Here is a 26,064-nt window from a genome sequence, read left to right as displayed (position 1 = left end):
CTCAGCCGGTCTGGATCCCGGAGGCGATCTTGACCACGACCTGGTCCGTGGTCACCTCCTGGACGGTGACGTTCATGCCGTCGGCGGGCTGGGTCTCTCCGACCGGAACGCGGACTTCCTGCCCGGCGACCTTCAGCGTCACCGTATTGCCGTTCACGGCAACGAGTTCGGCGTCCACCCCCAGCACGCTGGCCTTGGCGTTCACGCCCCGGGTGAAGGTGATGGTGCAGCCGCTGATGGTGCAGTCCGACTTGCTGCCCGGCCCCTCGGCCGAGCAGGCGGACAGACCCAGCGGGACCAGCAGGGCGAACACGGGCACGGCCACCAACCGTCGAAAGCGCACAGCGTCAGTGTAGTGCGCGTTCGACGGTCATTCGTGCCGCTGGGCAGCGTTATTCAGCCGCGGTGCGTCACGCGCAGTAGAAGCAGACCCCGTTGGCGGGCAGCTGGGTGAAGCAGTCCGAGCACACCGGTGCGCGCACGGGCTCGGGGTCGGGCTCCGGCACGGGGGCGGCGGCGGCCTTGCCCATTGTCATCCGGCGCTTGGCCGCGACCTTGGGGGTGAGCGGCGGTACCCCGCCGTCGGCCGGGATCTGCGCGCCGTAGAACTGGTAGCACTGCCACCGGGCGTAGGCGGCGTGCAATTCCAGGTCGTCCGGGATCGGCAGGCCCGCGAGTTCGAGCACGTACTTGTAGGCGTCGCCGACCGTATGGTTCTGCCGGACGCACAGCGCCGAGAGCGGCGGTTCGCCCGCGCTGTGGCAGCGCCGGGCGACCTTGCGCAGAATGGCGTCCATCCAGGTGCGGGTCGGGGCCTTGGTGTGTACGCCGGAGGTTTCCTGCACCCGCTCGGCCAGTTCGTTGACTGTGACGAAATGTCCGTACCCCGTTGCGGTTTCGGCCAATTCGGTGTGCGCGGCCAGCGCCCACGCAATTGTCGCCTCACGGAACGGCACCGCGGTGCCGTCGCCCGCTCGCCATGCTCCCGCCGTCATGGATACGGTCTCCTTCATCACCCGTCCAAGTTATCGCGCCGGGTACCGCGGACGCCAATGGACTCCCGAATTCTCGCGAGATTTGTCGCAAACCGACTGGTTCTCAGTGTGGATTCCCCTGTGCGGCAAGACGTTTTATCTCGCCGCGCCGGGTCGCGGCGATAGAATGAGCCACATTCCCCACTCGCGGCCACCGCGGTCGCGGTCGTTCCCGCGGCCGCGTTCGCCCCGGTCGTGGTGGGTTCGCGCCGATTCGCTCCAGCCCCCGGGCGGCTCGGACGCCGCTGCTAGCTGCCCGAGGGGGCCGATATGTACGCCAGCGAGAACATCGGCGGCAGTTGTGATTCGGGCAATCATGCGCCGGGGCGGGCATCGTGTTCCGGGCCACAACGCGGTGAGCGATTCGACCGGTTCGACGCCGTTGGCGACGGCGACGGCGATGCGTTCCGGCAATGGGCGGTGGTGGCGGTGGTCCTGCACGCCGGGGCGGTCGCGCTGCTGCCCATCGGCGTGGTCATGGCGGCCGATCTCGCACTGGCCGCCGACCAGGTGTGCGCCCGGCTGCCGGCGCCCACCGCGGTGGTGGGCACGCCCTACCTGGTCGCCTCCCCGTGCACGCCGGAGGTGCGGGCGGGGGATGTGGCCGGCGCTCGATTGCTCAGCTGGGTGAACCGCCCGCACTGGTGCGGGAGTTGGACTTCGACCGAATGGGTGCCGGCCTCGGGCGGGTTGCGCGTGCTGGATCCGGAGAGCTGGCGCGCGTCCGGGCAGCAGTGAGAGGCCGGTGGCGGCCTCCCGCTGCTGCCCCGCTCGCTACTGATCCGCCTGCGGCAGATGTGCTTTGGCGTCGTCGTAGTCGCCGGACCGCGCCGGGCCGGGGCCGTAGATCAGGTGCAGCACACCGGTTTCGAAGGGCTGCGCGGAGATCAGTCGCAACGGAATCGACTCGCCCTCGGTGAACAGGCGCAGACCCGTGTTCACGACCAGGGGGTGTACCAGCAGGTGCAGTTCGTCGATGAGCCCGGCGGCCAGCAACTGGCGCACGATCGACGGCGAACCGCTCATGGCGATGTCGGTGGCCCCGGGCTGCGCCTTGAGCTCGCGTACGCCCTCGATCAGATCGCCCTTCAGCTGTTCGGAATTTCGCCAGGTGAAGTCCAGATCCTGATGCGAGACAACGATCTTGCGGGCATCGCCCAGGGCCGCGGCCATACCCGCGTCCGCCCCGCCCGCGGCCTCGCGATCCGGCCACGCGCCCGCGAAGCTGTCGTAGGTCACCCGGCCGATGAGCAGGGTGTCCGCGGTGGCCAGTTGGGCGCCGACGGCCGCGCCCATCTCGTCGTTGAAATACGGGAAATGCCAATCCTGGGGTTCGCCGATGACGCCGTCGAGGGAGATGAAGAGGCCGGCGGTGATCTTGCGCATCGAAATGCTCCTTGAAAGTCGAGGGGGTGGGAAGTGGGAAATCAGGCGGATACGAGGAATTCGCCCGCGGGCGGGGTCAGCATCGCGATGTTCGGATTGTGGCTCAGCTTCGGCAATTCCACGTGGCGCGCGTCGGGCAGCACCTCGGTAATGGCGCCGGCGGCGACGCGCAGCAGTTTGTCGCTCTTGCCGCCGGAAATGACCAGCGTCGGGACGGTCACGCCGGCCCAATCCGCCGCGCGCAGCGCCTCGCCGCGCATGTACGGCTCCATGACCGCCCAGCAGTGCGCGGTCGAATTCGCGGTGGCGAGCAGGTTCTTCCACATCGGGGTGAAGCGCATGACGGCGGTGAAGAATCGGGGAATCCCCATGGCGTTCGTCATGTAGAAATTCACCGTCTCGGCCCGCTTGTTCTCCTTGATGAGCGAGTGCAGCGTGGCCGCCAGTTCCGCACGGGGCACGAAGTTCTCGTGATTCACCACGAACGGCGGTTCGAATGCCACCACCTTGGTGATGCCGGGAATCCGGCCCGACGCCGCCGCCCGCAGCGCGAGTCCCGCGCCCGAGGACCAGCCGAACAGCGCGGCCCGGCCGCCGACGGCGCTCACCAGGGCGGCGAGGTCGGCGATCTCGTTGTCGGCGTCGTACACGCCCGGGGTGTCGGTGCTGTCGCCGCGCCCGCGGCGGTCGTAATTGACCACGGTCAGGCCGTAGTCGTCGGCCAGTCGCCGGGCCAGTTCCACCATTTTCGGGAACTCCCGGTAGCTGAAGGCCCCGCCGATCAGAATCACCGTTCCGGCCGTGCCGCCCTCGACGCGATCGAAAGCGATGGTGTTGCCCGCCGGAGTAACGATGGTCTCCATTGTCGGATGCCTTTCTTCGAATACCTGCGGCCAAAGTTGTTGTGCCGTCGGATGTTGAGACGGCGGCCGATTCCGGGATTCATCGGAAGGATTCGAAGTCGCTGCCGTGACCTGGGTCACATCGCGGGGTCAGTCGTTCGCGAGGTGATGGCGCAGCAGCACGGCGAGCTGGTTGCGGGCGTCGTCGAAGGGGTGGCTCGATTTCAGCGCGCGGGACTGCACGATCGCGCCCTCGATGACCGAGAGCAGCAGGCCCGAGAGCGAGCAGGCGGTGGCGCGGTCGATGCCGGCGTTCACCAGCCCGTCGGCCAGGCGGGCGGTCCATTCGGCGAAGGCCTGGCCCGCGGCGGACTGCACGGTCGGATCGAGTTCGTCCAGGGCCGCGGCCATCATGAAGGAGCCGGCGCGATAGTCGCTGGACTCGAGCTCGAGCCGCCAGAAGGCGAGCAGGTCGTCGAGCCAGCGTTCGGGGGAGGTGGCGGTGGCCAGCGCGTCGGCCATCCGGCTGACGTGCGAGTACACGACCCGGGACACGATGCGCGCGGCCGCTTCGACGAGTTCCCCTTTGCCGGCTGGGAAGTGCTGGTAGAGCGAGTTTCGTGAGGCGTTGCTGCGCTTGAGCAGTTCACTGAGGCCCGCCGCGTGCACGCCGTGCTCCTGCACCGTCGCGATCGTGCTCGCGATCAGCCGAGCCCGCGGTCCCGCAGTCATGAATGGTCCTCCAACTTTTACCGTCAACCCTTGCTTGAACCGATCGGTTCATGTTAGACGTATCTCTGTGAACCGATCGGTTCATTCGGAGAGGAACCTCATGCCCGCCCACATCGCCACCGCAGCCCCGGTGACCCATGCCGCCACCCTCGGCCTGGGCGTCTATCGACCCCGCCGGGTAGTCCCCAATTCCGAGATCGTCGACCGCATCGACTCCTCGGACGAATGGATCCGAACCCGTTCCGGCATCGAGGCCCGGCACTGGGCCGATCCGGACGAGACCATCGTCTCCATGAGCACCGCCGCCGCGCGTGCTGCCCTCACCGCAGCGGGCATCACCGCCGAGCAGATCGACGCGGTCGTGCTCGCGACCTCCTCGCAGATGGTGCTCGGGCCCTCGGCGGGCGCGGTCGTCGCGACCGAACTCGGCATGCAGGACACCGCGGCCTACGACGTCTCCGCCGGCTGCGCGGGCTTCTGCTACGCCCTCGGCAACGCCGCGGCCCTGGTGCGCGCGGGGCAGGCGCGGTACGTGCTGGTCATCGGCGTGGAGCGGCTCTCGGACCTGCTCGACACCAGCGACCGGACCTGCGCGTTCATCTTCGCGGACGGCGCGGGCGCGGTCGTGGTGGGACCGTCCGAGACCGAGGGCATCGGACCGGTGGCCTGGGGTTCGGACGGCAGCCAGACCGCCGCCATCAAGCAGGACAAGGACTTCGCGCAGTACTTCGCCGAGGTGGCCGCCGCCGAGGCGAGCGGCGGGACCACGGTGCGGCCCTACATCCGGATGAACGGGACTGCGGTGTTCCGCTGGGCCGTCACCTTCCTGGAGAAGGCGTGCCGGGACGCGCTGGACAAGGCGGGCGTCTCCGTCGAGGATCTCGACGCCTTCGTGCCACACCAGGCCAACAGCCGTATCACCGACGCGCTGCTCCGCGCGCTGCACATGCCGGAGAGCATCGCGGTGGCCCGCGACATCGTGGAAACCGGAAACACCAGCGCCGCTTCGATTCCCATGGCGATGGAACAGTTGCTGCGCTCGGGTGCGGCCAAGCCCGGCGACACCGCGCTGCTGCTCGGCTTCGGCGCCGGGCTCGCCTACGCGGGTCAGGTCATCACCCTGCCCGCCATCTCCTGACCCGCGGCCGTACGCGGAACGGGCCCCGGTGCGAGGTGATCGCGCCGGGGCCCGGGGTGAATGTTTCGGTGTCGGAAGGTGTTTCGAGTTCAGTCCGGGCGGGCGTGCCTGCCCCCGCCCAGCGGCGTCGCGACGATCGGCGCGAACAGCGGCTGTGCCCGTCCGGCTATGTCCGCCTCCGTGATTCGGGGCAACTCCGTGGTGGGACGATCGGCGCCGTGCCGCAGACTGTTGATGAAGGCATCAAGAGTTCCGTAGCGATTCAGAATCTCCGCCAGCAAGCGCTGGGCGTCGGGTCCCTGCATGGATCGCAACGCTAGCCGTGAAAGCGCCGGTGATCGACGGTTGTGGTCGGTCTTGGCACGAAAAGTCAGTGGTCCAGCGGTATGTATTCGTGCCGGTCGCTTGGGCGTTTCGCGGCTCGAGTCACCGATGAGGTCCATGATGCGGACGTGGTGTCCGCGAACCGGCCCGAATTCGGGCGAATCCCCGGCTGTCCCCCCGGGCGGCGCGGCGCTCAGTTCTTCTTGGGGACAAGGATTCCGGTCAGATCGGCGTTGCTTATCGGGGTGTCCGGGTTGGCCTGCGCTTCGCACATGAGGCCGATGGCGGTGATCGAGGCGTCGACGCTGTCCGGGCTCGGGTCCGAGGTGGAGCCGTCCTTCTCGAGGTACTTGCGCACCGTGATGCGCTGCTTGTCGCGCGACTGCTCGGTGAATTCGCTGCAGGGCGTGTCCCCGCCCTTGTTCACGATCTCCTCCGCCTCGGTGCAGGCACCGAGCAGCAGTACCGCCAGCAGTCCGGACAACACCATGGGCGCCCGGCGGCGTCGCATTCGATGACTGTTCATGGCTCCGCATTTCCCCCGCGGCTCTCGATCAAACGCGGGGCATTCGCCCGAATAGCCCGGATTTGGTTGGGGCGGTGCGGGTGGTGCCGTGTTGCTTGTCCGCCCGCCTCGAGACCGGCTGCCGGGGCGGGCGAAATCGGTTCGGTGCGTACGAAAACGGGCCCGGTCGCTCCGCACGGAGCGACCGGGCCCGTCGTGGGCGCCCGGGGCGCGAACGCGCGCGCCCGGTGCGTGTCCTACTTGGCGCCGGCCGAACCCGTCAGCGCCTTGATGATGTCGGTGATCCCGCCCGGCAGCGCGGTGTTGCTCTCCGCGCGCCCCGGAACACCCACGGACAGCGTCGAAGTCGCGGTGCCCTGGGTAATGGTGATCTCGTACTTGCCGTTGGCCGGCGGCGTCCACGGCACGTTCACCGAGCCGGCGCTGGGGGTGACGGCGCTGGCGACGACGGCCCCGTTGGCCGTGATGGTCACCGGGCTGGTCGCGTCCGCGCCCGACACCGTCACGACGATCCGGCAGGCGGTCGCCCCGACGACGCAGTCCTTGCCGGTCTCGGTCCCCTCGACCTTGGCGCCGGTCACCTGCGCCGACGCGGGCGCGGCCAGCAGCACGGGCGCCAATGCGGCGGTCAGCCCCACCGCGGCCAGGGTTCCGATCGAAAGTTTCGTCATATCTCCACTACTTCTTCCCGGTGACCAGGCGATCACTCGATCCGAAGAGTAGTGAAATGCCCTTGTTTCAACAAGGGTGAATTCCGAATATGCGAACTACTTCGCACCCTAACCGAATTGGCCTTTCCGTCACCCCGATTCGCCTATCCTGCGCGGTGCGCCCCTGCGATCCGCCCGTGGCGGTCCGCGCGAGCCTTGCCCAGGGGGTCTCCGCGCGCAGATCGCGCAGCGAGTAGTTCGTTACTTCTTCGCGGGCCGGCCGGAAATGATCTCGGGTTTCGGAATGGCGGGCGGAATTCGGTGAAGGGGTCGTTGCCGTATCGATGATTTGTCGGTATCGGGCTCGGGCGTGGCGCGCGGGGCCGGTGCGGTCCCGGGGCGGGGTGCGGACGCGGTGTGGGCAAGGTCGCATCGGGGGGCGGAGGCTTCGCGCGCGGATGGTGGCGTGCGGCGTGGCGGCTCGCCGGGGTGCGGGGGAAGGGCTGGCGCGCTTGCGGTTTGGTGGACGCGCGAGACGGGTACCTCTGAGCCTGGCTTGTGGGCACAGGTCAGAGGTCTCGGCGCCCCCGGCAGGAATCGAACCTGCGACCTAGGGATTAGAAGGCCCTTGCTCTATCCAACTGAGCTACGGAGGCAGCGCGGTGCATCGTGGGCGATGCGGCCACCAAACACCATTACCCATATCGGGCGCGGTGTCCAGCGCGTTGAGTATAGCGAGCGTCCAGATTAGGTAAGGGCGCTTAGCTAGCAACCGATCGGCGCGTCGGGCCGGTAGTGCAGACCGCAGGACCGTAAACCCCCGGGAAGTCCGGACCCCCGCTCCGAACTACCCTGAGCGTATGTCGTCACCGCAGGACTCGCCCGCAGCAGCTGAGGTTCAGGCGCATCGGTCGGGATCGGGGGTGACGTTCACGGTCATCACCGCGCTGGCCGGTGCGATGGCCGCGGTGGCGGCGGCGCTGGTGGTGGGGCTTTCGGCCTCGCAGGCCCTGAGTTTGCTGGGGATTCCCGACCCGGGACCGCTCACCACGTACGGTCTGCCCGCGGTCCGCGCGGTCGCCGATCTCGCCGCGGCGATCGCGGTCGGATCGCTGCTGTTCGCGGCGTTCTTCGTGCCGCCGCAGGCCAACGGGGTGCTCGACGTCGGCGGCTACCGGGCCTTGCGCCGCGCCGGGAACGCCGCGCTGGTGTGGGCCGGGTCCGCCGCGTTGCTGGTTCCGCTGACCCTGTCGGACACCACCGGGCAACCCTTCCTGGACTCCCTGCGCCCGGAATCGGTGTGGCGCGCGGCGAATCAGGTCGACGTGGCCGGATCGTGGCGCTACACCGTGTTCTTCGTGCTCGCCCTGGCCGTCGGCTGCCGCATCGCCCTGCGCTGGGGCTGGACCCCGGTGCTGCTCGTGCTCTCCATCGTCTCGCTGCTGCCGGTCGCGCTCACCGGGCACTCGTCCTCGGGCGGCGCGCACGACATCGCCACCAACAGCCTCATCCTGCACCTGCTGGCCGCCTGCTTCTGGGTCGGCGGGCTGTTCGCGGTCCTTGCCTACGCGCTGCGCGACGGCAAGTACACGGGCCTGGCCGCCCGGCGTTTCTCCAAGGTCGCCACGATCGCGTTCGTGGTCATCGCCATCAGCGGCGTGATCAACGCCTGGGTGCGGGTGCCGTTCGGTGAACTGTTCACCTCGACCTACGGCCGGCTGGTGCTGGCCAAGACCGCCGCCCTGCTGCTGCTCGGCCTGATCGGGCTCATGCAGCGCCGGCGCGCGCTGCCCGCCCTGGAACGCGACCCCGCCGATCGCGGCGCGCTGATCCGCTTCGCAGGCGTCGAGGCGCTGATCTTCGCGGCCACCTTCGGCATCGCGGTCGGCCTCGGACGCACCCCGCCGCCGGATCTGCGCGTGGTGCCCACCCCGTCCGAGGTCGAGATCGGCTACAACCTGGCCGGTCCGCCCACCGCCGCGCGCCTGCTGTTCGACTGGCGCTTCGACCTGATCTTCGGCACCCTCGCGCTGGTGCTGGCCGTGCTCTACCTGCGCGGCGTCCTGCGCCTGCGCGCCCGGGGCGACGCCTGGCCGATCGGGCGGACCATCGCCTGGCTGTCCGGTTGCGCGGTGCTGTTGATCGGCACCAGCTCCGGCATCGGCCGCTACGCCCCGGCCATGTTCAGCGTGCACATGGGCCAGCACATGATGCTGTCGATGCTCGCGCCGATCCTGTTCGCCCTGGGCGGCCCGGTGCTGCTGGCCCTGCGCGCGCTGCCGCCCGCGGGCCGCGACGCGCCGCCCGGGCCCCGCGAGTGGATCATGGCCGGGGTGCACAATCCGGTGTCCCGCTTCATGACCCAGCCGGTGGTGGCCTCGGTCTTCTTCGTGGCCGGTTTCTACGTGCTCTATCTCGGCGGGGTGTTCGATCAGTTCGTCGGCTCGCACGGCGCGCATCTGCTGATGAACTTCCACTTCCTGCTCAGCGGGTACCTCTTCTACTGGGTGGTCATCGGCATCGACCCCAAACCGCGTCAGGTCGAGCCGCTGGCCAAGCTCGGCATGGTCTTCGGCTCGCTGCCCTTCCACGCCTTCTTCGGCATCGCGCTGATGAGCATGACCGCCGTGCTGGGCGGCTGGTTCTATCGCGGGCTGGGCCTGGACTGGAACAGCAACCTGCTCGACGATCAGCACACCGGCGGTAGCCTCGCGTGGGCCAGCGGTGAGATCCCGCTGGTGGTGGTGATGCTGGCGCTGCTCATCCAGTGGTCGCGCAGTGACAAGCGGCTGGCCACCCGGCTGGATCGCGCCGCCGAGCGTGACGACGACGCGGATCTGGCCGCGTACAACGCCATGTACGCCGAGCTGGCCCGTCGTGATCGAGAGGTTCGCAAGTGAGTGACTGCTGTCCCGCACCGCCCGACAGCCGGGCACGGAAGATCAAGCGGCTCTATCGATCCGATGTGCGCCGCGCGCGCAGGCTGCTGCTCGGGCACACCCGCAAGACGCCGGTGTTCCACACCGAGGTCCTGGGCCCGCGCGGTCCGATCCCGGTCACGCTGAAGCTCGAGCATCTGCAGCACGGCGGCACCTTCAAGGTGCGCGGCTGCCTCAACGCCCTGCTGCAATCGGACTCGCGCACCGGCAAGGTGGTGATCGCCTCCGGCGGCAACGCCGGGATCGCCGCGGCACTGGCCAGCGCGCTACGCGGACTGTCCTGCACGGTGGTGGTGCCCGAATCCGCGCCGCACACCAAGGTCGCGGCCATGTGGTCGCACGGGGCCGAAGTGCTGTGGCACGGAACCACTTACGCCGAGGCGCACCGCTACGCCTGCAAACTCGCCGGTGAGCGCGGTGCGATGCAGCTGCACGCCTACGACCTGCCCGAGATAGTGGCGGGCGCGGGCGTGGTCGGACTGGAGATCGAGGAGCAGGTGCGCGGCAGACCGCCGGTGCTGGTCGCGGTCGGCGGCGGCGGACTGGTGGCCGGGATCGCGGTGGCGCTGGGCCTGCGCGGCCGCGTGATCGGCGTGGAGCCGCAGGGCGCGCCGACCCTGCACGCCGCGCTGGCCGCGGGCCGTCCGGTGGACGTCGACGTGTCGAGCGTGGCCTCGGACGCGCTGGGCGCGAACCGGATCGGCGCGATCGCCATGGAGGTCGCCCAGCGCTACCAGGTGCGCTCGCTGCTGGTCAGCGACGACGCCATCGTCATGGCCCGGGAGTACCTGTGGCGCGAATTCCGCATCGTGGTCGAGCCCGCCGGCGCGACGGCGCTGGCCGCCGTCCAGAGCGGGGTATACGTCCCGGCGCCGGGGGAGCGCCCGGTCATCGTCCTGTGCGGCGCGAACACCGACCTCGCCACACTCTGATTCGTTCGTTGTCCACAAGCTCGCGGGTTGTCCACAATCTGACATAGCCGCTGGTGCGGTGGCGTGCCGGGGGTCACGCTGGATGGGACAGCGAGACCGGCGAAACAGCGAGGGGGACAGCGATGTACGAGGCCAACACCACCGTGATCGGGCGGGTGGTCACGCATCCGGTGCGCAGGCAACTGCCCAGCGGCGAGCAGATGCTCAGTTTCCGGCTGGCCAGCACCACCCGCCGCTACGACGCCTCGCACAGCGCGTGGGCCGACGGCGGCACCCTCTACCTCACCGTCACCTGCTGGCGGCAGCGCTTCGCCGAGGGCGTCGAGGCGTCCCTGCAACGCGGCGATCCGATCATCGCCTACGGTCAACTGCGCTCGAACGAGTACACGACGCGGGACGGCGTGGAGCGCACCGACCTCGAGATGCGCGCCACCGCTCTCGGGCCCGACCTGGGCCGTTGCGTCGCTCCCGTCCAGCGCAAACACTTCGGCCACGCCGACCTTCCCGACCCGGCGTCACAGCCGCCCACCGATGCCGACCGCGCCGGAGAACCGGCAACTCAACACAGTTAGGCTTGACCATATGGCTGAGTTCATTTACCAGATGACCAAGGTTCGAAAGGCGCATGGCGACAAGGTCGTGCTCGACAATGTGACCTTGAACTTCCTTCCCGGTGCCAAGATCGGTGTCGTCGGCCCGAACGGCGCGGGTAAGTCGAGCGTCCTGAAGATCATGGCCGGACTGGACCAGCCGAACAACGGCGATGCCTGGCTCGCGCCGGGCGCGACCGTCGGCATCCTCATGCAGGAGCCGGAGCTCAACGAGGAAAAGACCGTTCGCGGCAATGTCGAGGAGGGCCTCGGCGAGATCAAGGTGAAGCTGGATCGCTTCAACGAGATCGCCGAGCTCATGGCCACCGACTACTCCGATGAACTCATGGAGGAGATGGGCAAGCTCCAGGAGGAACTCGACCACGCCGACGCGTGGGATGTCGACTCCCAGCTCGAGCAGGCCATGGACGCACTGCGCTGCCCGCCGCCGGACGAGCCGGTCACCAACCTCTCCGGTGGTGAGCGCCGCCGCGTCGCGCTGTGCAAGCTGCTGCTGAGCCAGCCCGATCTGCTGCTGCTCGACGAGCCCACCAACCACCTCGACGCCGAATCGGTGCTGTGGCTGGAGCAGTTCCTGGCCAAGTACCCCGGCGCCGTCCTCGCGGTCACCCACGACCGATACTTCCTGGACAACGTCGCCGAGTGGATCCTCGAGCTCGACCGCGGCCGCACCTTCCCCTACGAGGGCAACTACTCCACCTACCTGGAGAAGAAGGCCGAGCGCCTCGAGGTGCAGGGCAAGAAGGACCAGAAGCTGCAGAAGCGCCTCAAGGACGAGCTGGCCTGGGTCCGCTCCGGCGCCAAGGCGCGGCAGGCCAAGAACAAGGCGCGCCTGGGTCGCTACGAGGAAATGGCCGCCGAGGCCGACAAGATGCGCAAGTTGGACTTCGAGGAGATTCAGATCCCCGCGGGTCCGCGCCTGGGCAGCATCGTGGTCGAGGTGAACAACCTGGACAAGGGCTTCGGCGATCGCCAGCTCATCAAGGATCTGTCGTTCACCCTGCCGCGCAACGGCATTGTCGGTGTCATCGGCCCGAACGGTGTGGGTAAGTCCACGCTGTTCAAGACCATCGTCGGGCTGGAGCAGGTCGACAGCGGCACGGTGAAGGTCGGCGATACGGTCAAGCTCAGCTACGTCGATCAGAACCGCGCCGGCATCGACCCGAACAAGAATGTGTGGCAGGTCGTCTCCGACGGTCTGGACTTCATCCAGGTCGGCAATCAGGAAATGCCTTCGCGCGCCTACGTTTCGGCGTTCGGCTTCAAGGGCCCGGATCAGCAGAAGCCGGCCGGGGTGCTCTCCGGTGGTGAGCGCAACCGCCTGAACCTCGCGCTGACCCTCAAGCAGGGCGGCAACCTGATCCTGCTCGACGAGCCCACCAACGACCTCGACGTCGAAACCCTGGGCTCGCTGGAGAACGCGCTGGAGAACTTCCCCGGCTGCGCCGTGGTCATCTCCCACGACCGGTGGTTCCTGGACCGCACCTGCACCCACATCCTGGCGTGGGAGGGCACCGACGACAATCCGGCGGCCTGGTTCTGGTTCGAGGGCAACTTCGAAGCCTACGAGGCCAACAAGATCGAGCGACTGGGCCAGGAGGCGGCGCGCCCGCATCGTGTCACCCATCGCAAGCTGACTCGCGGATAAGAATTCCGCGAAACGCTGCCCGCTGTTTGCCGGGGGCCACTCGTTGGCCTCCGGGTGAACGGCAATCGAAGAGCGAACTCGGCGTTCACGCGTTCGCCTTATTGCGTGAATTCTCTTTTGGTGCAAGGTTTGTCGTGTGCGACCTGGTAATTTCGGTCAGTCATAGCTAGCGCCGTACCGTCCGGTTTGTCCGGAGTGTGCGACGCGTAGTGACATTGGGAGAAATTGAGCCCGGCGCTCCCGGTGCCCAGCTACTCTCGGACCGGCGTCACTTGATTGCGGAAACCGAATCCCCGGGAGTTGGCGAAATGACGGTCTCGTCCGAATTGTCTAGCGCGGCATGGGCTGCGAGTTTGCCCGACTCGTTGCGCGGCAACCTCGTATCGCTCGAGGAGGCGTACTTCCGCCACGTCGACGCGGGCGACGCCGACTGCGCGGTGCCCGCGACCTCCACCCAGATCTTCCGCTGCCACGTGGATCTCGCGGTCAAGCGCGTGCCCGGCACCGCCAATGTGCGTGTGTACCACCACGATGACGACACCGATCTCGGCGCCGCCGTGCAGCTGGTCACCGATGACATGCCGCTGCTGGTGGAATCGGTCACCTCCTTCCTGAGCCGCATGGGTGTGAGCCTGAGCGAGGTCGTGCACCCCATCTTCGAGGTCACCCGCAACGGTGACGGCCTGCTGGAAACCGCCGTGCCGCACGAGGTCGACGGCAACGGCGCCACCGGCCTGCGTGAATCCTGGATGCATCTGCAGCTGCACCCCTCCGTCAGTCGCGAACTGCTGGAGAAGGTCGAGACCACGCTGCCCGACGTGCTCACCGACGTCCGCCAGGTCATCGAGGACACCAGCGCCATGCGCAAGGCGCAGGAACAGGTTGCCGGCGAACTCGTCGCGGCGGTGGCCGCGGGCACATCCCCCTACCCCGCAAGCGATCTCACCGATTGCGCGAACCTGCTGCACTGGCTGGCCGACGGACACTTCACCGTGCTCGGCTACGCCCGCTACGAGCGCACCTCGATCGACGGTCATCCCAAGTCGACCATCGTGCCCGGCACCAGTCTCGGCGTGCTGCGGCCCAACGTGGGCACCGACTTCCGCGTACCGGACAACAGTGGCGATCAGCCGCTGCTGATGCTCACCCAGGGACTGGTGCCCGCCACCGTGCACCGCGCGGTCTACCCGTACTTCGTCGGCGTGGCCGCCATCGACACCGACGGCACGGTGCTGGGCGTCCACCTGTTCATCGGCGTCTTCACCGTCACCGCGCTGCACGAGAACGTCCTGGACATCCCGGTCATCGAGGGCCGGGTGCACTCGATCATCGAGTCCAGCGGATTCGACCTGGACTCGTTCTCCGGTCAGGAGATGCTCGAGGTCATCCAGTCGTTCCCGCGCACCGAGCTGTTCTCCTCCGACGGCGACACCCTGCGCCGGACCGCCAGCCAGGTCCTGAATGTCGGTATGCGGCGGCAGGTTCGGCTCTTCATGCGCATGGACACCTACGGCCGCTTCGTGGCCTGCATGGTGTACCTGCCGCGCGATCGCTACACCACCCGGGTCCGGCTCGAGATGCAGGACATCCTGGTCCGCGAACTCGCCGCCGACTCGATCGACTATTCGGCCAGAGTCTCCGAAAGTGACCTGGCGAGTGTGTATTTCACGGTCCGCCTGCCGGATCAGGGCGGTGCGGCCGACACCTCCGAGCCGAACCGGCTGCGCATCCAGCACCTGCTCGCCGAGGCCAGCCGCACCTGGGACGACCACCTGCGCGACGCGGTCGCCAACTCCACCACGGTGGATCCGGCGGTGGTGCAGCGCTACGCCGACGCCTTCCCCGAGAGCTACAAGGAAGACTTCAAGTCCTCCCGGGCCCTGGCCGATATCGTTCGGCTGCAAGGACTTCGGGAAGGCGGGATCGAGCAGCATCTGTACCGGCGCGCCGATTCCGATCCGGGTTCCTGGCGCTTCACCCTCTACATCGGCGGCACCGGCATCTCGCTGAGCCAGGTGCTGCCCGTGCTGCAGAGCCTGGGCGTGGAGGTGATCGACGAACGCCCGCACCAGATCGAGCTGGGCCGCGGCTCCGAACAGTGGATCTACGATTTCGGCCTGCTCGCCCGCCCGGAGCTGCTGCGCAGCGCGCTGGACAGCAACCTGGACGCCGAACTGGTGGAATCCTCCGCCCGCATGGCCGCCCTCGACGATCACGTGCGCGGCTTACGCGAGCGGTTCACCGAGGCGTTCGAGGCGCTCTGGTACGGCTACGCAGAAGCCGACGGACTCAACGAGCTCGTGCTGCGCGGCGGCCTGGACTGGCGCGCGGTATCGATCCTGCGCGCCTACGCCAAATACCTGCAGCAGGCCGGATTCCCGTACAGCCAGGCCAATATCACCCGCGTGCTGCTGGCCTACCCGGACGCCGCCCGCATGTTCGTCGACCTGTTCGGCGCGCTGTTCGATCCCGACTCCGCCGACGACGAACACGCCCGCGATCTGGAAGGCGCGGTGCGCCATCGCATCGACGAGGTGGTGAGCCTGGACGCGGACCGCATCCTGCGCGCCATCCTCGGCCTGATGAAGGCGACGCTGCGCACCAACTACTACGTCACCGACGCCGAAGGCCAGTCGCGGCACTACCTCTCGTTCAAGGTGGAGCCGCGCGAGATCGCCGAACTCCCCAAGCCGCGACCGCAATTCGAGATCTTCGTGTACTCGCCCCGGGTGGAGGGCGTGCACCTGCGCTTCGGCCCGGTCGCGCGCGGCGGCCTGCGCTGGTCGGACCGCCTGGAGGATTTCCGCACCGAGATCCTGGGCCTGGTCAAGGCCCAGGCGGTGAAGAACGCCGTCATCGTCCCGGTCGGCGCCAAGGGCGGGTTCGTGGTCAAGCAGCCGCCGGCCGCCACCGCCGATCCGGTCGCCGACCGGCAGGCGCTGCAGAACGAGGGCGTGGCCTGCTACCGCACCTTCATCTCCGGCCTGCTCGACGTCACCGACAACGTGGATCGCGGCACCGGCGAAGTCATTCCGCCGCGACGGGTTCGCCGCCGCGACGGGGACGACACCTACCTGGTCGTCGCCGCCGACAAGGGCACCGCCACGTTCTCCGACATCGCCAACGCCGTGGCCGAGCACTACGGCTTCTGGCTGGGCGACGCCTTCGCCTCCGGCGGATCGGTGGGCTATGACCACAAGGCCATGGGCATCACCGCGCGCGGCGCGTGGGAAAGCGTCAAGCGGCACTTCGCCGAGATGGACATCGACACCCAGACGCAGGATTTCACCGTCGTCGGCATCGGCGACATGAGCGGTGACGTGTTCGGCAACGGCATGCTGCTGTCCCGGCACATCCGCCTGGTCGCGGCATTCGACCACCGGCACATCTTCCTCGACCCCGATCCCGACGCGGCGACCTCCTACGCCGAGCGCGAGCGCATGTTCGCGCTGCCGCGCTCGTCCTGGGCCGACTACGACCGCTCGCTCATCAGCGAGGGCGGCGGCGTCTGGGACCGTACGGTGAAATCGGTTCCGGTCAGCGCGCAGGCCCGCGCGGCCCTGGGCCTGGCCGACGACGTGACCGCGCTGTCTCCGCCCGAACTCATGCGCGCGATCCTGCAGTCCCCCGCGCAGCTGCTCTGGAACGGCGGCATCGGCACCTACATCAAGTCGGCCGCCGAAACCAACGCCGAGGTCGGCGACAAATCCAACGACGCCATCCGCGTCAGCGGAAAGGACCTGCGCGTCAAGGTGATCGGCGAGGGCGGCAATCTCGGCGCGACCGCGCTCGGCCGCATCGAGTTCTGCCTGCACGGCGGCAAGATGAACACCGACGCGCTGGACAACTCCGCCGGCGTGGACTGCTCGGACCACGAGGTCAATATCAAGGTGCTGCTGGACGGCGTGGTGTCGGGCGGACAGCTGCCCGAGTCCGAGCGCAATCCGCTGCTGGCCTCGATGACCGACGAGGTCGCCGCACTGGTGTTGCAGGACAACGTGTCCCAGAACTTCCTGATGGGCCTGTCGCGGGCCGAGGCGCCGCGCATGCTGAACGTGCACAAGCGCGTCATCGAGGAGTTGGAGGAGCGGCGCGGGGTCGACCGTGAGCTCGAGGCGCTGCCCAACGACGCCGAGATCAAGCACCGCACCGAACTCGGCATCGGCCTGACTTCGCCCGAGCTGTCGAATCTCATGGCGCACGTCAAGCTTTCGCTCAAGTCCGACCTGCTCGCCGGTGATCTGCCGGACAGCCCGTACTTCTCGGCCCGGCTGCCGCACTACTTCCCGACCGCGCTGCGCACCCGCTTCGGCGCGGCCATCAAGAAGCACCGGCTGCGCCGCGAGATCACCACCACCATGCTGGTGAACGAAGTGGTGGATCTGGGCGGCATCACCTACGCCCATCGCCTCAACGAGGAGATCGGCGCGACCGCGTCGGATTCGGTGCGCGCCTTCACCGCGGCGACCCAGATCTTCGGCCTGCACTCGATCTGGGAGCGCATTCGCGCGGCCGAGGTGTCCACCGCGGTTCAGGACATCCTCGAGCTCGAGACCAAGCGCACCCTGGATCGGGCCTCGCGCTGGCTGCTCAACAACCGGCCGCAGCCCATCGCGGTCGGCGCGGAGATCCACCGGTACACGCGCGAGGTCGCCGAACTCGCACCGCAGGTGCAGGGCTGGCTGCGCGGGCATCACATCGACAACCTGCACGGGCAGTCGCAGACCCTCATCGATCAGGGCGCGCCCGCGGATCTGGCGACCGAGGTGTTCGCGCTGCTGAATCTGTTCCCCCTGCTCGATGTGATCGATATCGCCGACATCACCGATCGCGACGGTGCGGAGGTGGGCGCGCTGTACTACGCGCTCAACGATCACCTCAAGATCGATTGGCTGTTGCAGGCGGTCAGCCACCTCGAGCGCGGTGATCGCTGGCACGCGCTGGCCCGGCTCGCGCTGCGCGACGACATGTACGGCTCCCTGCGCTCGCTGACCCTCGATGTGCTCTCCGGCGGTGACCCGGAGGAGACGGCCGAGGAGAAAATTGCATACTGGGAGTCGAAAAATCAGTCCCGGCTGGGTCGCGCCCGCGCTGCCCTCTCGGAATTGTTCGAATCAGGAACCCACGACCTCGCCACGCTGTCGGTCGCGGCGCGGCAGGTGCGCAGCATGGTGAGCGGGGTGGGAGCCCAATCGGAGGTACCGCGTTGACGAGTGTCGATTCGCTGAACGGCCACGAGCAGGCTGTGCGCAGCGGCGCACCGCGCCGCTTCCACACCAAGGTCGAGGTGCGCTGGTCGGATATGGACGCCTTCCAGCACATCAACCATGCCCGCATGGTGACCCTGCTGGAGGAAGCCCGGATTCCGTGGCTGTTCACCGATGACCGCCCCACGGTCCGGCTGCGGACCGGGTGCGTGCTCGTCGATCTGCGCGTGCAGTACAAGGGCCAGCTTCGGCACGAGGATTCCCCGCTCGATGTGTCCCTGTGGATCGAGCGGCTGCGCGCGGTGGACTTCCGCGTCGGCTACGAGGTGCGCGCCGCGGGCGCCGATCCGGATTCCCCGCCCGCGGTGATCGCTTCCACCCAGCTGGCCGCGTTCGACATCGACACCCAGCGACTACGCCGGATCACCCCCGAGGAGCGCGATTACCTGGCGCTGTGGCTGGCCGACTGAGCCGACCTCGCGACAGTGACTTCGGGAGAACTCACCCTCCACGTTCCCGACCCCGCCGAACGCGAGAATCTCGCGGCCTTCCTGACCCATGCGCTGCGCCTGGATCCGGCGGCGGTGGTCCGGCTGCGCCGGCGCGGTGATCGGTACGTATCGGCGTGGGCCGGAACAGGTTTCGAGGCGCTGGCGGTCCGCACCGTGGTCGCGACGCTGGGCATGGACGATGTGACCGTCGCCGGTGACGTCGTGCGCTCCGGCCTGCACGGCCCGGATTCGGCCGCACCTTTCGCGCTGGGCTACGCGATGGATTCGGCCTGGCGCACCGCGCTGCCGCCCGAGTCCGGTTTCGTGCACGTGGACGATGTGCCCGCGCGCATGCTCGTCGAACTCGCCGAGCGCGGTGCGGAATTGGCTCAGGAGCACGGCAGCGGTCACGGCCCGCCCGCCTCGCTGCTGGACCAGACGGTGCTGACGGTCTCCGGCGCCGGCCAGGAGGTCGGTGTGCCCATGCGGGTCGTATTCGCGCTCACCGCAATGGATTTCATTCCGCACGGCGGTGAGAAGGTTGATTCGCGGCGCATTTCGGTGGACGAGATCGTCCGGGTCCGGGCCGCACCGACCTGGCTGCGCCTGGATGCCCGCTACGGCTCGGTGGCTCGCCGCCGCGGTTCGGGCCTGTCCCTGTTCACCAACTGAGCGCGGCGCCCGCCCGGGAAACGCTGGAATTTCCTTGGCGGGCACCGTTTTTCCGTAATTCGGGTGTTCACCCGGCCGGGAAGCCTCATAACCGGCAGCAAATCGCAACACAGGTGCGCTTTGCGCGCGGCCGTGTTGAAATCTAGCCATGACAAACCCCAAGCCCCCGACCTGGGCTGTTCTGGTTGTCCTGGCCGTGGCGGCCGCCGTGGCCCTGTCCGCGCTCTTCGTGGTGGTCATCGCGGTGACCTCCGATACCCTGCCGCTGCTGGTCCCCGGTGTTGCCGCGCTCGTGCTGGCCGGCTGGGTCGGCAATCGCGGCCTCCAGCTGCGCGCCCGCAGCACCGCCGACTGACGCCGGGCGCGAAAACCTGTGCGCGGCTGCCGATTCACGGCAGCCGCGATTCAGTGCACCCCCCAGAAACCCGCGGTTCAGTGCACCCCGAGAAAGCGCAGCCCCGCCGTGACGAACGCGGCGGCCAGAATCACCACCAGCAGCGGTGCGCGCCGCCATGCCAGTGCGGTGGCAACGACCACGCCCGCGGGTAGCGCCAGGCCGATCTCGGTGTCGCGCGCGGGCATGAGGGTGGTGACCACCAGGGCGGTCAGCAGGACGACCGAGGCGATCTCGAGGAGCTTCACGATCCGGGGCGAGACCTTGACGCGGCTGCGCAGGGCCGGACCGGCGAAGCGAAAAGCGAAGGTGCCCAGCGCGAGTGCGAACGCGCCCAGCAGCAGTGCCTTGGTCACGGCCGCCTCCGGTGGCGGGCGGTGGCTGCGGACGAGTGCCTCATGCCGGTTCGGCCGTCTGCTCGGCGTCGTCCGGCGCTGCCCGGCGCGCGACCAGCAGCACCGCGGTCAGGGCGAGCAGCACCGGTAGTCCCGCACCGACGAACGGCGTGGTGATCGCGGCGACCGCCGCGCCCGCGAGCGCGGCGGTGCGGGTGAGCGGGTCGCGCAGCGCGGGCAGCACGAGGGTGATGAGCACGGCGGGGAAGACCGCGTCCAGGCCGAAGGCGTTGGGGTCGGGCACCACCGAGCCCAGCGCCGCGCCGATGGCCGCGCCGAGTGGCCAGGCCGCCACCACCGCCAGCCCGCAGGCCCAGTAGGCGGCGTGCCGGCGCGGCCGGTCGGGCTGGGCCAGCGCCATGGCGACCGATTCGTCGTTCATGACGTGGGTGCCGATCAGGCGTCGCCAGCCGGTGCCGACCACGTCCGGCACGGACAGTCCGTACGGCACGTGCCTGGCGTTGACCAGCAGGCCCGCCAGCACCGCGGCGACGAGTCCGCCGCCGGCGGTGATGATGCCGATGAACACGAACTCCGAGCCGCCGGCGACCACCGCCACGCTGAGCAGGATGGGCAGCCAGGCGGGCAGCCCGGCGGTGACGGCGTTCGCCCCGTAGGAGACGCCGATCATGGCCACGGCAAGGCAGATCGCCGCGATACCGGTGAGCACACCCCGATCCAGTGTTCGCCATATCGAACGCATGACGTCTATATTGAACGCACCGGGCGCGGTTAGTCAAAGCCGAATCGGTCACGGCGGGTACTGTGTGTATCCGTCATGACGCAGTCCGAAAGTCCTTCGCCCCGGCCGGCCCAGCCGCCGCAGCAGACGATCGCGGCCGCGCTGCGCCGCGAGCGCACCCGCGCCGGGCTCTCGCTGACCGAGGTCGCGCGCCGCGCCGGGATAGCGAAATCCACACTGTCGCAACTGGAATCGGGCGCGGGCAATCCGAGCATCGAAACCCTGTGGGCGCTGTGCGTCGCGCTGGACATTCAGTTCTCCCGACTGCTGGATCCGCCGAGCCCGCAGGTTCAGGTGATCCGGGCGGGCGAGGGCGCGATCCTGGCCTCGTCCCAGGCAGAGTATCGGACGACGCTGCTGGCGGCCTCACCGCCGAACGCGCGCCGCGACATGTACCGGGTCACCGCCGAACCCGGCCACCCCCGCGAGTCGGACCCGCATTCACACGGCGTGGTCGAGCACATGGTGCTGGGCGCGGGCCGTGCCATGGTCGGACCGGCCGAGGCCCCCGTGGAACTGGGTCCCGGGGATTACATCTGCTACCCGGGCGACCGCCCGCACGTCTTCGAGGCGCTGGAACCCGGTACCTGGGCGCTGCTGATCAGCGAATACAGCTGATCAGGCCGCGCCCTCGCCGAGATACTGCAACCACGTCGGATCCAATTCCGAACTCGCCGACAGCAATCGCCAGTGCGGTCCCTTGGGGGAGACCAGCTGATGATGCAGCGTCCAGCCGAGCTCGCTGAGCAGCTTGTCCGCCTTGCGGTGGTTGCACGGCGCGCACGAGGCGACGCAGTTCTCCCAGGTGTGCGGCCCGCCGCGACTGCGCGGGATGACGTGGTCGATGGTCTCGGCCTTCGCGCCACAGTAGGCGCAGCGATATCGATCGCGATGCATGAGCGCCGCGCGGGTCATCGGCACCCGGGCGCGATAGGGGACGTGCACGTAGTTGCGTAGTCGAATGACCGAGGGGAGCGCGACCGAGGTGCCGGCGGAATGCACGACCGGGCCTTCGGGATTGTCGTGCACGGTCTGGGCCTTGTCGCAGATCAGCAGGACGATCGCGCGGCGCGCGGACAGTGCGGTGAGCGGCTCGTAGGTGGCGTTGAGCAGCAGGACGCGGCTCTTGGACCAGACCGAGACGGCCGGTGTTTCGGGCGGGCGATGCGCGGAATGCGCGCCGGGATACGAATGGTCGGACAAGATGTGCAGCGGAGTAGCCCCCGAGCCACGATTGTGGACGTCGGCGGGCTGGAGTTGTCGATGAGTGCGCGCCTCGTGCCGGGCGCCGTGCCGCTGCTTCATTGGGCATACCCCGAGTTCGTATTCGTCCGATGGTGTGGTATCTCGGCAGACTGCCACCCAGTTGACCATGGAATCCCGCAGATTGCACGGTGATTTCGCACATTGTCGGGCACAAACGGATGAACGGCCCGTGACAATCCGGAATGGGCCCTTCACCGGCGCGGAAGCGGCCCGTCCGGGCGGTTTGCGCGGGCGGTGCGCGGGATGCGAACGGCCCGCGGGCGGCCGCCCCGGCGCGGGGCCGAAGTGGACACTGCACAATGGATGCCGTGACTGGCGAGCAGACAGCGACATCGTTCTATGAGGCCGTGGGCGGCGCGGAGACCTTCGATCGGCTGGTCTCGGTCTTCTACCGGGAAGTCGCCCAGGACGAACTGCTGCGCCCGCTCTATCCGGAGGAGGATCTCGGTCCCGCCGAGCGCCGCCTGCGCATGTTCCTCGAGCAGTACTGGGGTGGCCCGCGCACCTACGGCGAGGAGCGCGGACATCCGCGCCTGCGCATGCGCCACCATCCGTTCAAGGTCGGTCCGCTCGAGCGCGACGCGTGGCTGCGCGCCATGCACATCGCGGTCGCCGAGATCGAACCCGAACTGCTGGACGCACCGCATCGTAAGCAGCTGCTCGACTACTTCGAGATGGCCGCCAATTCGCTCATGAACTCGCCTATCTGAATTCATTTCGCAGAAGTCCCACGCTCCCACAGCGTTTCCTGTAGGGCGCGTTGTCCGCTCATCATTTGCTGAATCTGGACAAGTGTCGCCGACGCGCCTCCAACGGCGCTGGGCTTTGGCACCATTGCGGCTGTGAACGAGAACTCCGCCGCCCTGCCCGCCGCCCTATCCGCGCCGGCGGCGCCGTGGTGGAGATCGGCGGTGTTCTATCAGGTGTATCCGCGCTCGTTCGCCGATTCGAATGGCGACGGCGTAGGTGACCTGGGCGGGTTACGCGAGAAGCTGGGATATCTCGAACTGCTCGGGGTCGACGCGCTCTGGATCTGCCCGGTCATGCTCTCGCCCATGGCCGATGGCGGATACGACGTCGCCGACCCGCGCGATATCGACCCGCTCTTCGGCGGGCTCGCCGCGATGGACGCGGTGCTCGCCGAGGCACACGACCGCGGTCTGCGGGTCACCATGGATCTGGTCCCCAATCACACCAGCGATCAGCACCTCTGGTTCCAGCAGGCCCTGCACGCACCGCCCGGCAGCCCGGAGCGCGCCCGCTACATCTTCCGGGACGGCCGCGGTCCGAAAGGCGCGGAGCCGCCCAATAATTGGCCGAGTATCTTCGGCGGCCCGGCCTGGACCCGCGTGATCGAGTCCGACGGCCTGCCCGGGCAGTGGTACCTGCACATCTTCGCGCCCGAGCAGCCCGATCTGAATTGGGAAAACCCGGAGGTGGCAGCCGATTTCGAGGACACCATCAGATTCTGGCTGGCCCGCGGGGTCGACGGATTCCGGATCGATGTCGCGCACGGTATGGCCAAACCCGCCGGCCTGCCCGATATGGCGCATCCTGAAGGGCAGTTCGACGGTGACACCCTGGTGGTGCACGACGACGGCGATCCGCGTTTCAACGATCCCGGCGTGCACGCCATTCACCGGCGATTACGCACGATCATGGACCAGTATCCGGACACGGTCGCCATCGGCGAAGTCTGGGTCGACGACAATGTGCGCTTCGGTGAGTACGTCCGACCCGACGAGCTACATCTGGCATTCAACTTCCGTCTCGCCGAAACACCATTTCACCCGGACCGAATTCGCGCGGCCATCGACAATTCGCTGCGCGCCGTGGAGGCGGTCGGCGCGAGTCCGACCTGGACCCTGTCCAATCACGATATCGAGCGCGAGGTCACCCGCTACGGCGGTGGTGCGGCCGGCCAGGCCCGCGCTCGCGCGATGATCCTGCTCGAACTCGCATTGCCCGGCGCGGTATTCGTTTACAACGGAGCCGAATTGGGCCTGCCCAATGTCGATGATCTGCCCGAGTCGGCGCTGCAGGATCCCACCTGGGAGCGTTCCGGGCACACCCTGCGCGGGCGGGACGGCTGCCGGGTGCCGCTGCCGTGGGAGGGGCAGCGCCCGCCCTTCGGATTCTCCACCGCCGATCCCTGGCTGCCGATGCCCGGGCAATGGTCCGCGCTCACCGTGGAGAAGCAGCTCGAACGGCTGGATTCGATGTTGTCGCTCTATCGGATGGCCATCGAATTGCGCGGCGCGCGGCCGGAATTCGGCGGGTCCGGGCTGGAGTGGTATGCGAGCCCGCCGGGCTGCCTGGCATTCCGGCGGGACGGCGGCCTGCTGTGTGTGCTCAATGCCACTGAATCACCGATTCTGCTGCCCGCCGGCGAGGTGCTGCTGACCAGCGCCCCGATAAGATCTAGAAAACTTCCGGCAAACTCTACCGCCTGGCTTGTGTGAGCGGAATTCCGGCGACACGTGCGTGTGCATGCTCACCGGTCGGTGATGTCGATCCGAGCATCCATTACCGTTGGGCTGTGAGCATTCTCCAGACAGTGCTGATCTACGTCGGCATCCCGCTTGCGATCTATCTGGTGATCGCCGGATTGTCGTTCCTCGGTAAGCCGCTGCCCGGTAAGAAGCCGGACCCCTTCGTGCTCGGCGCGAAGTGGACCCAGCCGCCGGTGCTGTGGAGCGCGACCGATGAAGTGACCGGTTCCGGTCATCACGACAATGCTGAGTCGTCGCATGGCAACCATGCGGCTATCGAATCCGCGCATGCGGACCTGATCGGAGGCCGGGCAAGTGGCAAGTTCTAATTGGCCCGCGGTGAACGAGGCCGACCTACCGCACGGCTCGGCGCTGACCGCCAGCGGCCGGGTGTCCGCCGTGCACGAGGCCGGCGACGTGTTCAGCGAAGTTCCCTTCACCGATCACGATCGGCTGCTGATCGACAACGCGCTCACCGATGCCACCCGGTCCACCAAGGTGCGCTTCAACATCTACATCGGCGACCTCGGCGCGGATTCCGCCGCGGGCGCCGACGCGATCTTCCCGGGCACGCCCGAAGCCGCCCGTTCGGTGCTGATCGCCGTGGATCCGAACACCAACTCCGTCGAGATCCGCTCCGGCGCCGACGTCGCCGACCGCGCGAACGACCGGGTCTGCCAGCTGGGCGCCACCGCCGCATTGAGCCCCTTCCGCCAGGGCGAGCTGATCGACGGCCTCGTGGCCGCGGTCCGCAACATGGCCGCCCACATCGGGCGGTAGAAGAGAAGACCCCATCCCCACATCTTCAGCGCACGGCCTGGAAGCCGTGCGCTGAGCTGTACCGCCTCTCCGTATATCCAGCGCACGGCCCGTAGCCGTGCGCTGAGCTGTACCGCCTCTCCGTATATTCAGCGCACGGCCCGTAGCCGTGCGCTGTTCGCATGCGTGGTGCGGTCGGGGGCGCAAACGATTCCGGGCGTACCCCCGGAGTTACCCCGACCGGAACTAAATCAGGCGTCGCCCTGTGCGACGCCGAGACTCGTGAGGCCGAGACTCGTGAGGCCGAGACTCGTGAGGCCGAGACTCGTGAGGCCGAGACTCGTGACACGAAGTCGGGGGCTGGGCTGCAGTTGGGTGCTTTATCTGCTGTGAGCAGAACGGGGGGTTGGGGGTGGGGCGGGGGACTTAGGCTCGGGGGATGTCCGAGTTGCCGCGTCTTCATTCCATTCCCGGTGGGCGTCAGGATGACGACCGTGCGCCGCAGTCCGCGCGTGGAGCGCGGAGGGGCGGGGTGCGGTCGTTGCGGCCGGCCCCGGGGGCCGAGCGGCAGGGGGCCGCGGAGCGGGAACCGCTGTGGCGGGAAGTGCTGGGGGAGAGGTTGCGCGCGTTGCGGCTCGATCAGGGTGAGAAGCTCACCGAGACGGCGGGGCGGGCGGGGATCTCGCCGCAGTATCTGTCCGAGGTGGAGCGGGGGCGGAAAGAGCCATCCAGTGAGATGATCGCGGCGCTGGCGGGGGCGCTGGGGACCACGCTGGGGCACCTCACGTCGGAGGTCGCGGCGGATCTGTTGCGGCGGCAGCGGACTCGGCTGCCGATCTCCGGGCCGGTGCTGATGGCGGCCTGACCCGGAGATCTGGGGCAGT

The 26,064-nt window shown here is 68.3% G+C and carries 27 protein-coding genes and 1 tRNA gene; 16 read left to right on the top strand and 12 right to left on the bottom strand.

Annotation, left to right across the window (positions count from 1 at the left end; genetic code table 11):
* Window position 1: 1 nt before the first annotated feature.
* Together ACFVBH_RS11675 and ACFVBH_RS11670 are read right to left on the bottom strand one after the other, a co-directional pair.
* Window positions 2–343, bottom strand: a complete 342-nt coding sequence (locus ACFVBH_RS11675) for a hypothetical protein (protein WP_354986575.1) — start codon at window positions 341–343, stop codon at window positions 2–4.
* Between the two features lie 67 nt (window positions 344–410).
* The gene (locus tag ACFVBH_RS11670; RefSeq protein WP_354986574.1) at window positions 411–995 is read right to left on the bottom strand and encodes a hypothetical protein; all 585 of its coding nucleotides are present in this window, start codon (window positions 993–995) and stop codon (window positions 411–413) included.
* A gap of 309 nt (window positions 996–1,304) precedes the next feature.
* On the opposite strand from ACFVBH_RS11670, the gene ACFVBH_RS11665 reads away from it, so the two are divergent.
* Window positions 1,305–1,772, top strand: a complete 468-nt coding sequence (locus tag ACFVBH_RS11665; RefSeq protein ID WP_379001285.1) for a hypothetical protein — start codon at window positions 1,305–1,307, stop codon at window positions 1,770–1,772.
* A 36-nt stretch (window positions 1,773–1,808) separates the two neighbouring features.
* Here the strand turns inward: ACFVBH_RS11665 and ACFVBH_RS11660 are convergent, their stop codons facing one another.
* The 3 genes from ACFVBH_RS11660 to ACFVBH_RS11650 form a co-directional block, all read right to left on the bottom strand.
* A complete protein-coding gene (locus tag ACFVBH_RS11660) occupies window positions 1,809–2,420 on the bottom strand; it encodes a dihydrofolate reductase family protein (protein WP_379001284.1) in 612 nt (203 codons plus the stop codon).
* Between the two features lie 41 nt (window positions 2,421–2,461).
* Window positions 2,462–3,283, bottom strand: coding sequence for an alpha/beta hydrolase (locus ACFVBH_RS11655; RefSeq protein ID WP_354986571.1), 822 nt, complete (start codon window positions 3,281–3,283; stop codon window positions 2,462–2,464).
* 129 nt (window positions 3,284–3,412) lie between these two features.
* Window positions 3,413–3,994 carry a TetR/AcrR family transcriptional regulator gene (locus tag ACFVBH_RS11650; RefSeq protein WP_354986570.1) on the bottom strand — a complete coding sequence of 194 codons (582 nt, stop codon included), beginning with the start codon at window positions 3,992–3,994 and terminating at the stop codon, window positions 3,413–3,415.
* Between the two features lie 100 nt (window positions 3,995–4,094).
* Here ACFVBH_RS11650 and ACFVBH_RS11645 point away from each other — a divergent pair, with 100 nt between their 5' ends.
* Complete coding sequence (locus ACFVBH_RS11645; RefSeq protein ID WP_354986569.1) at window positions 4,095–5,132, top strand: beta-ketoacyl-ACP synthase III; 1,038 nt, start codon at window positions 4,095–4,097, stop codon at window positions 5,130–5,132.
* An 89-nt stretch (window positions 5,133–5,221) separates the two neighbouring features.
* Here the strand turns inward: ACFVBH_RS11645 and ACFVBH_RS11640 are convergent, their stop codons facing one another.
* From ACFVBH_RS11640 to ACFVBH_RS11625, 4 genes are all read right to left on the bottom strand, one after another.
* Entirely contained in the window at window positions 5,222–5,437 is a 216-nt protein-coding gene (locus tag ACFVBH_RS11640) for a hypothetical protein (RefSeq protein WP_354986568.1), read from the bottom strand.
* Between the two features lie 212 nt (window positions 5,438–5,649).
* Entirely contained in the window at window positions 5,650–5,967 is a 318-nt protein-coding gene (locus ACFVBH_RS11635) for a hypothetical protein (protein WP_354986567.1), read from the bottom strand.
* A gap of 251 nt (window positions 5,968–6,218) precedes the next feature.
* Entirely contained in the window at window positions 6,219–6,653 is a 435-nt protein-coding gene (locus tag ACFVBH_RS11630; protein WP_379001283.1) for a hypothetical protein, read from the bottom strand.
* 561 nt (window positions 6,654–7,214) lie between these two features.
* Window positions 7,215–7,288, bottom strand: a tRNA-Arg gene (locus ACFVBH_RS11625).
* Window positions 7,289–7,492: 204 nt separating this feature from the next.
* Here ACFVBH_RS11625 and ACFVBH_RS11620 point away from each other — a divergent pair.
* The 8 genes from ACFVBH_RS11620 (at window position 7,493) to ACFVBH_RS11585 (ending at window position 19,487) form a co-directional block, all read left to right on the top strand.
* Window positions 7,493–9,532, top strand: a complete 2,040-nt coding sequence (locus ACFVBH_RS11620; RefSeq protein WP_354986565.1) for a cytochrome c oxidase assembly protein — start codon at window positions 7,493–7,495, stop codon at window positions 9,530–9,532.
* Complete coding sequence (locus tag ACFVBH_RS11615; RefSeq protein ID WP_354986564.1) at window positions 9,529–10,503, top strand: threonine/serine dehydratase; 975 nt, start codon at window positions 9,529–9,531, stop codon at window positions 10,501–10,503. Before ACFVBH_RS11620 ends, ACFVBH_RS11615 begins: the two co-directional genes overlap by 4 nt.
* Window positions 10,504–10,625: 122 nt before the next feature.
* On the top strand, window positions 10,626–11,075 hold the full coding sequence (locus tag ACFVBH_RS11610) for a single-stranded DNA-binding protein (protein WP_379001282.1): 450 nt from the start codon (window positions 10,626–10,628) through the stop codon (window positions 11,073–11,075).
* Window positions 11,076–11,085: 10 nt separating this feature from the next.
* Window positions 11,086–12,762 (top strand): energy-dependent translational throttle protein EttA, encoded by a 1,677-nt coding sequence (ettA, locus tag ACFVBH_RS11605; RefSeq protein WP_354986562.1) that lies wholly within the window; start codon window positions 11,086–11,088, stop codon window positions 12,760–12,762.
* A 308-nt stretch (window positions 12,763–13,070) separates the two neighbouring features.
* Window positions 13,071–17,972 carry an NAD-glutamate dehydrogenase gene (locus ACFVBH_RS11600; protein ID WP_379001281.1) on the top strand — a complete coding sequence of 1,634 codons (4,902 nt, stop codon included), beginning with the start codon at window positions 13,071–13,073 and terminating at the stop codon, window positions 17,970–17,972.
* A gap of 92 nt (window positions 17,973–18,064) precedes the next feature.
* Window positions 18,065–18,439 (top strand): acyl-CoA thioesterase, encoded by a 375-nt coding sequence (locus tag ACFVBH_RS11595; protein WP_379001709.1) that lies wholly within the window; start codon window positions 18,065–18,067, stop codon window positions 18,437–18,439.
* Between the two features lie 15 nt (window positions 18,440–18,454).
* Window positions 18,455–19,132, top strand: a complete 678-nt coding sequence (locus ACFVBH_RS11590; RefSeq protein ID WP_379001280.1) for a hypothetical protein — start codon at window positions 18,455–18,457, stop codon at window positions 19,130–19,132.
* 148 nt (window positions 19,133–19,280) lie between these two features.
* Window positions 19,281–19,487, top strand: a complete 207-nt coding sequence (locus ACFVBH_RS11585; RefSeq protein WP_354986559.1) for a hypothetical protein — start codon at window positions 19,281–19,283, stop codon at window positions 19,485–19,487.
* Between the two features lie 77 nt (window positions 19,488–19,564).
* Here ACFVBH_RS11585 and ACFVBH_RS11580 read toward each other — a convergent pair whose 3' ends face one another.
* Together ACFVBH_RS11580 and ACFVBH_RS11575 are read right to left on the bottom strand one after the other, a co-directional pair.
* Complete coding sequence (locus tag ACFVBH_RS11580; protein WP_354986558.1) at window positions 19,565–19,882, bottom strand: AzlD domain-containing protein; 318 nt, start codon at window positions 19,880–19,882, stop codon at window positions 19,565–19,567.
* Between the two features lie 40 nt (window positions 19,883–19,922).
* Complete coding sequence (locus ACFVBH_RS11575; protein WP_354986557.1) at window positions 19,923–20,624, bottom strand: AzlC family ABC transporter permease; 702 nt, start codon at window positions 20,622–20,624, stop codon at window positions 19,923–19,925.
* 75 nt (window positions 20,625–20,699) lie between these two features.
* Here ACFVBH_RS11575 and ACFVBH_RS11570 point away from each other — a divergent pair, with 75 nt between their 5' ends.
* The gene (locus tag ACFVBH_RS11570; protein WP_354986556.1) at window positions 20,700–21,281 is read left to right on the top strand and encodes an XRE family transcriptional regulator; all 582 of its coding nucleotides are present in this window, start codon (window positions 20,700–20,702) and stop codon (window positions 21,279–21,281) included.
* On the opposite strand, the gene ACFVBH_RS11565 is transcribed toward ACFVBH_RS11570, so the two are convergent.
* On the bottom strand, window positions 21,282–21,968 hold the full coding sequence (locus ACFVBH_RS11565) for an HNH endonuclease (RefSeq protein ID WP_379001279.1): 687 nt from the start codon (window positions 21,966–21,968) through the stop codon (window positions 21,282–21,284). It lies immediately after the preceding gene.
* Between the two features lie 260 nt (window positions 21,969–22,228).
* Between ACFVBH_RS11565 and ACFVBH_RS11560 the strand changes: the two genes are divergently transcribed.
* The 5 genes from ACFVBH_RS11560 (at window position 22,229) to ACFVBH_RS11540 (ending at window position 26,045) form a co-directional block, all read left to right on the top strand.
* A complete protein-coding gene (locus ACFVBH_RS11560) occupies window positions 22,229–22,639 on the top strand; it encodes a globin (protein ID WP_354986554.1) in 411 nt (136 codons plus the stop codon).
* Window positions 22,640–22,771: 132 nt separating this feature from the next.
* Window positions 22,772–24,391 (top strand): glycoside hydrolase family 13 protein, encoded by a 1,620-nt coding sequence (locus tag ACFVBH_RS11555; protein WP_379001278.1) that lies wholly within the window; start codon window positions 22,772–22,774, stop codon window positions 24,389–24,391.
* Between the two features lie 77 nt (window positions 24,392–24,468).
* Window positions 24,469–24,750, top strand: a complete 282-nt coding sequence (locus tag ACFVBH_RS11550) for a hypothetical protein (RefSeq protein ID WP_354986552.1) — start codon at window positions 24,469–24,471, stop codon at window positions 24,748–24,750.
* Window positions 24,737–25,201, top strand: coding sequence for a DUF5130 family protein (locus ACFVBH_RS11545; RefSeq protein WP_354986551.1), 465 nt, complete (start codon window positions 24,737–24,739; stop codon window positions 25,199–25,201). Before ACFVBH_RS11550 ends, ACFVBH_RS11545 begins: the two co-directional genes overlap by 14 nt.
* A gap of 511 nt (window positions 25,202–25,712) precedes the next feature.
* Window positions 25,713–26,045, top strand: a complete 333-nt coding sequence (locus tag ACFVBH_RS11540; RefSeq protein ID WP_354986550.1) for a helix-turn-helix transcriptional regulator — start codon at window positions 25,713–25,715, stop codon at window positions 26,043–26,045.
* The last annotated feature ends 19 nt before the right edge of the window (window positions 26,046–26,064 follow it).

Origin of the sequence: Nocardia sp. NPDC057668 (genome assembly GCF_042799795.1) — a bacterium.
Lineage (GTDB): Bacteria > Actinomycetota > Actinomycetes > Mycobacteriales > Mycobacteriaceae > Nocardia.
The sequence above is the reverse complement of the archived record's forward strand: the minus strand, read 5'-3'. Positions and strand labels throughout refer to the sequence as shown.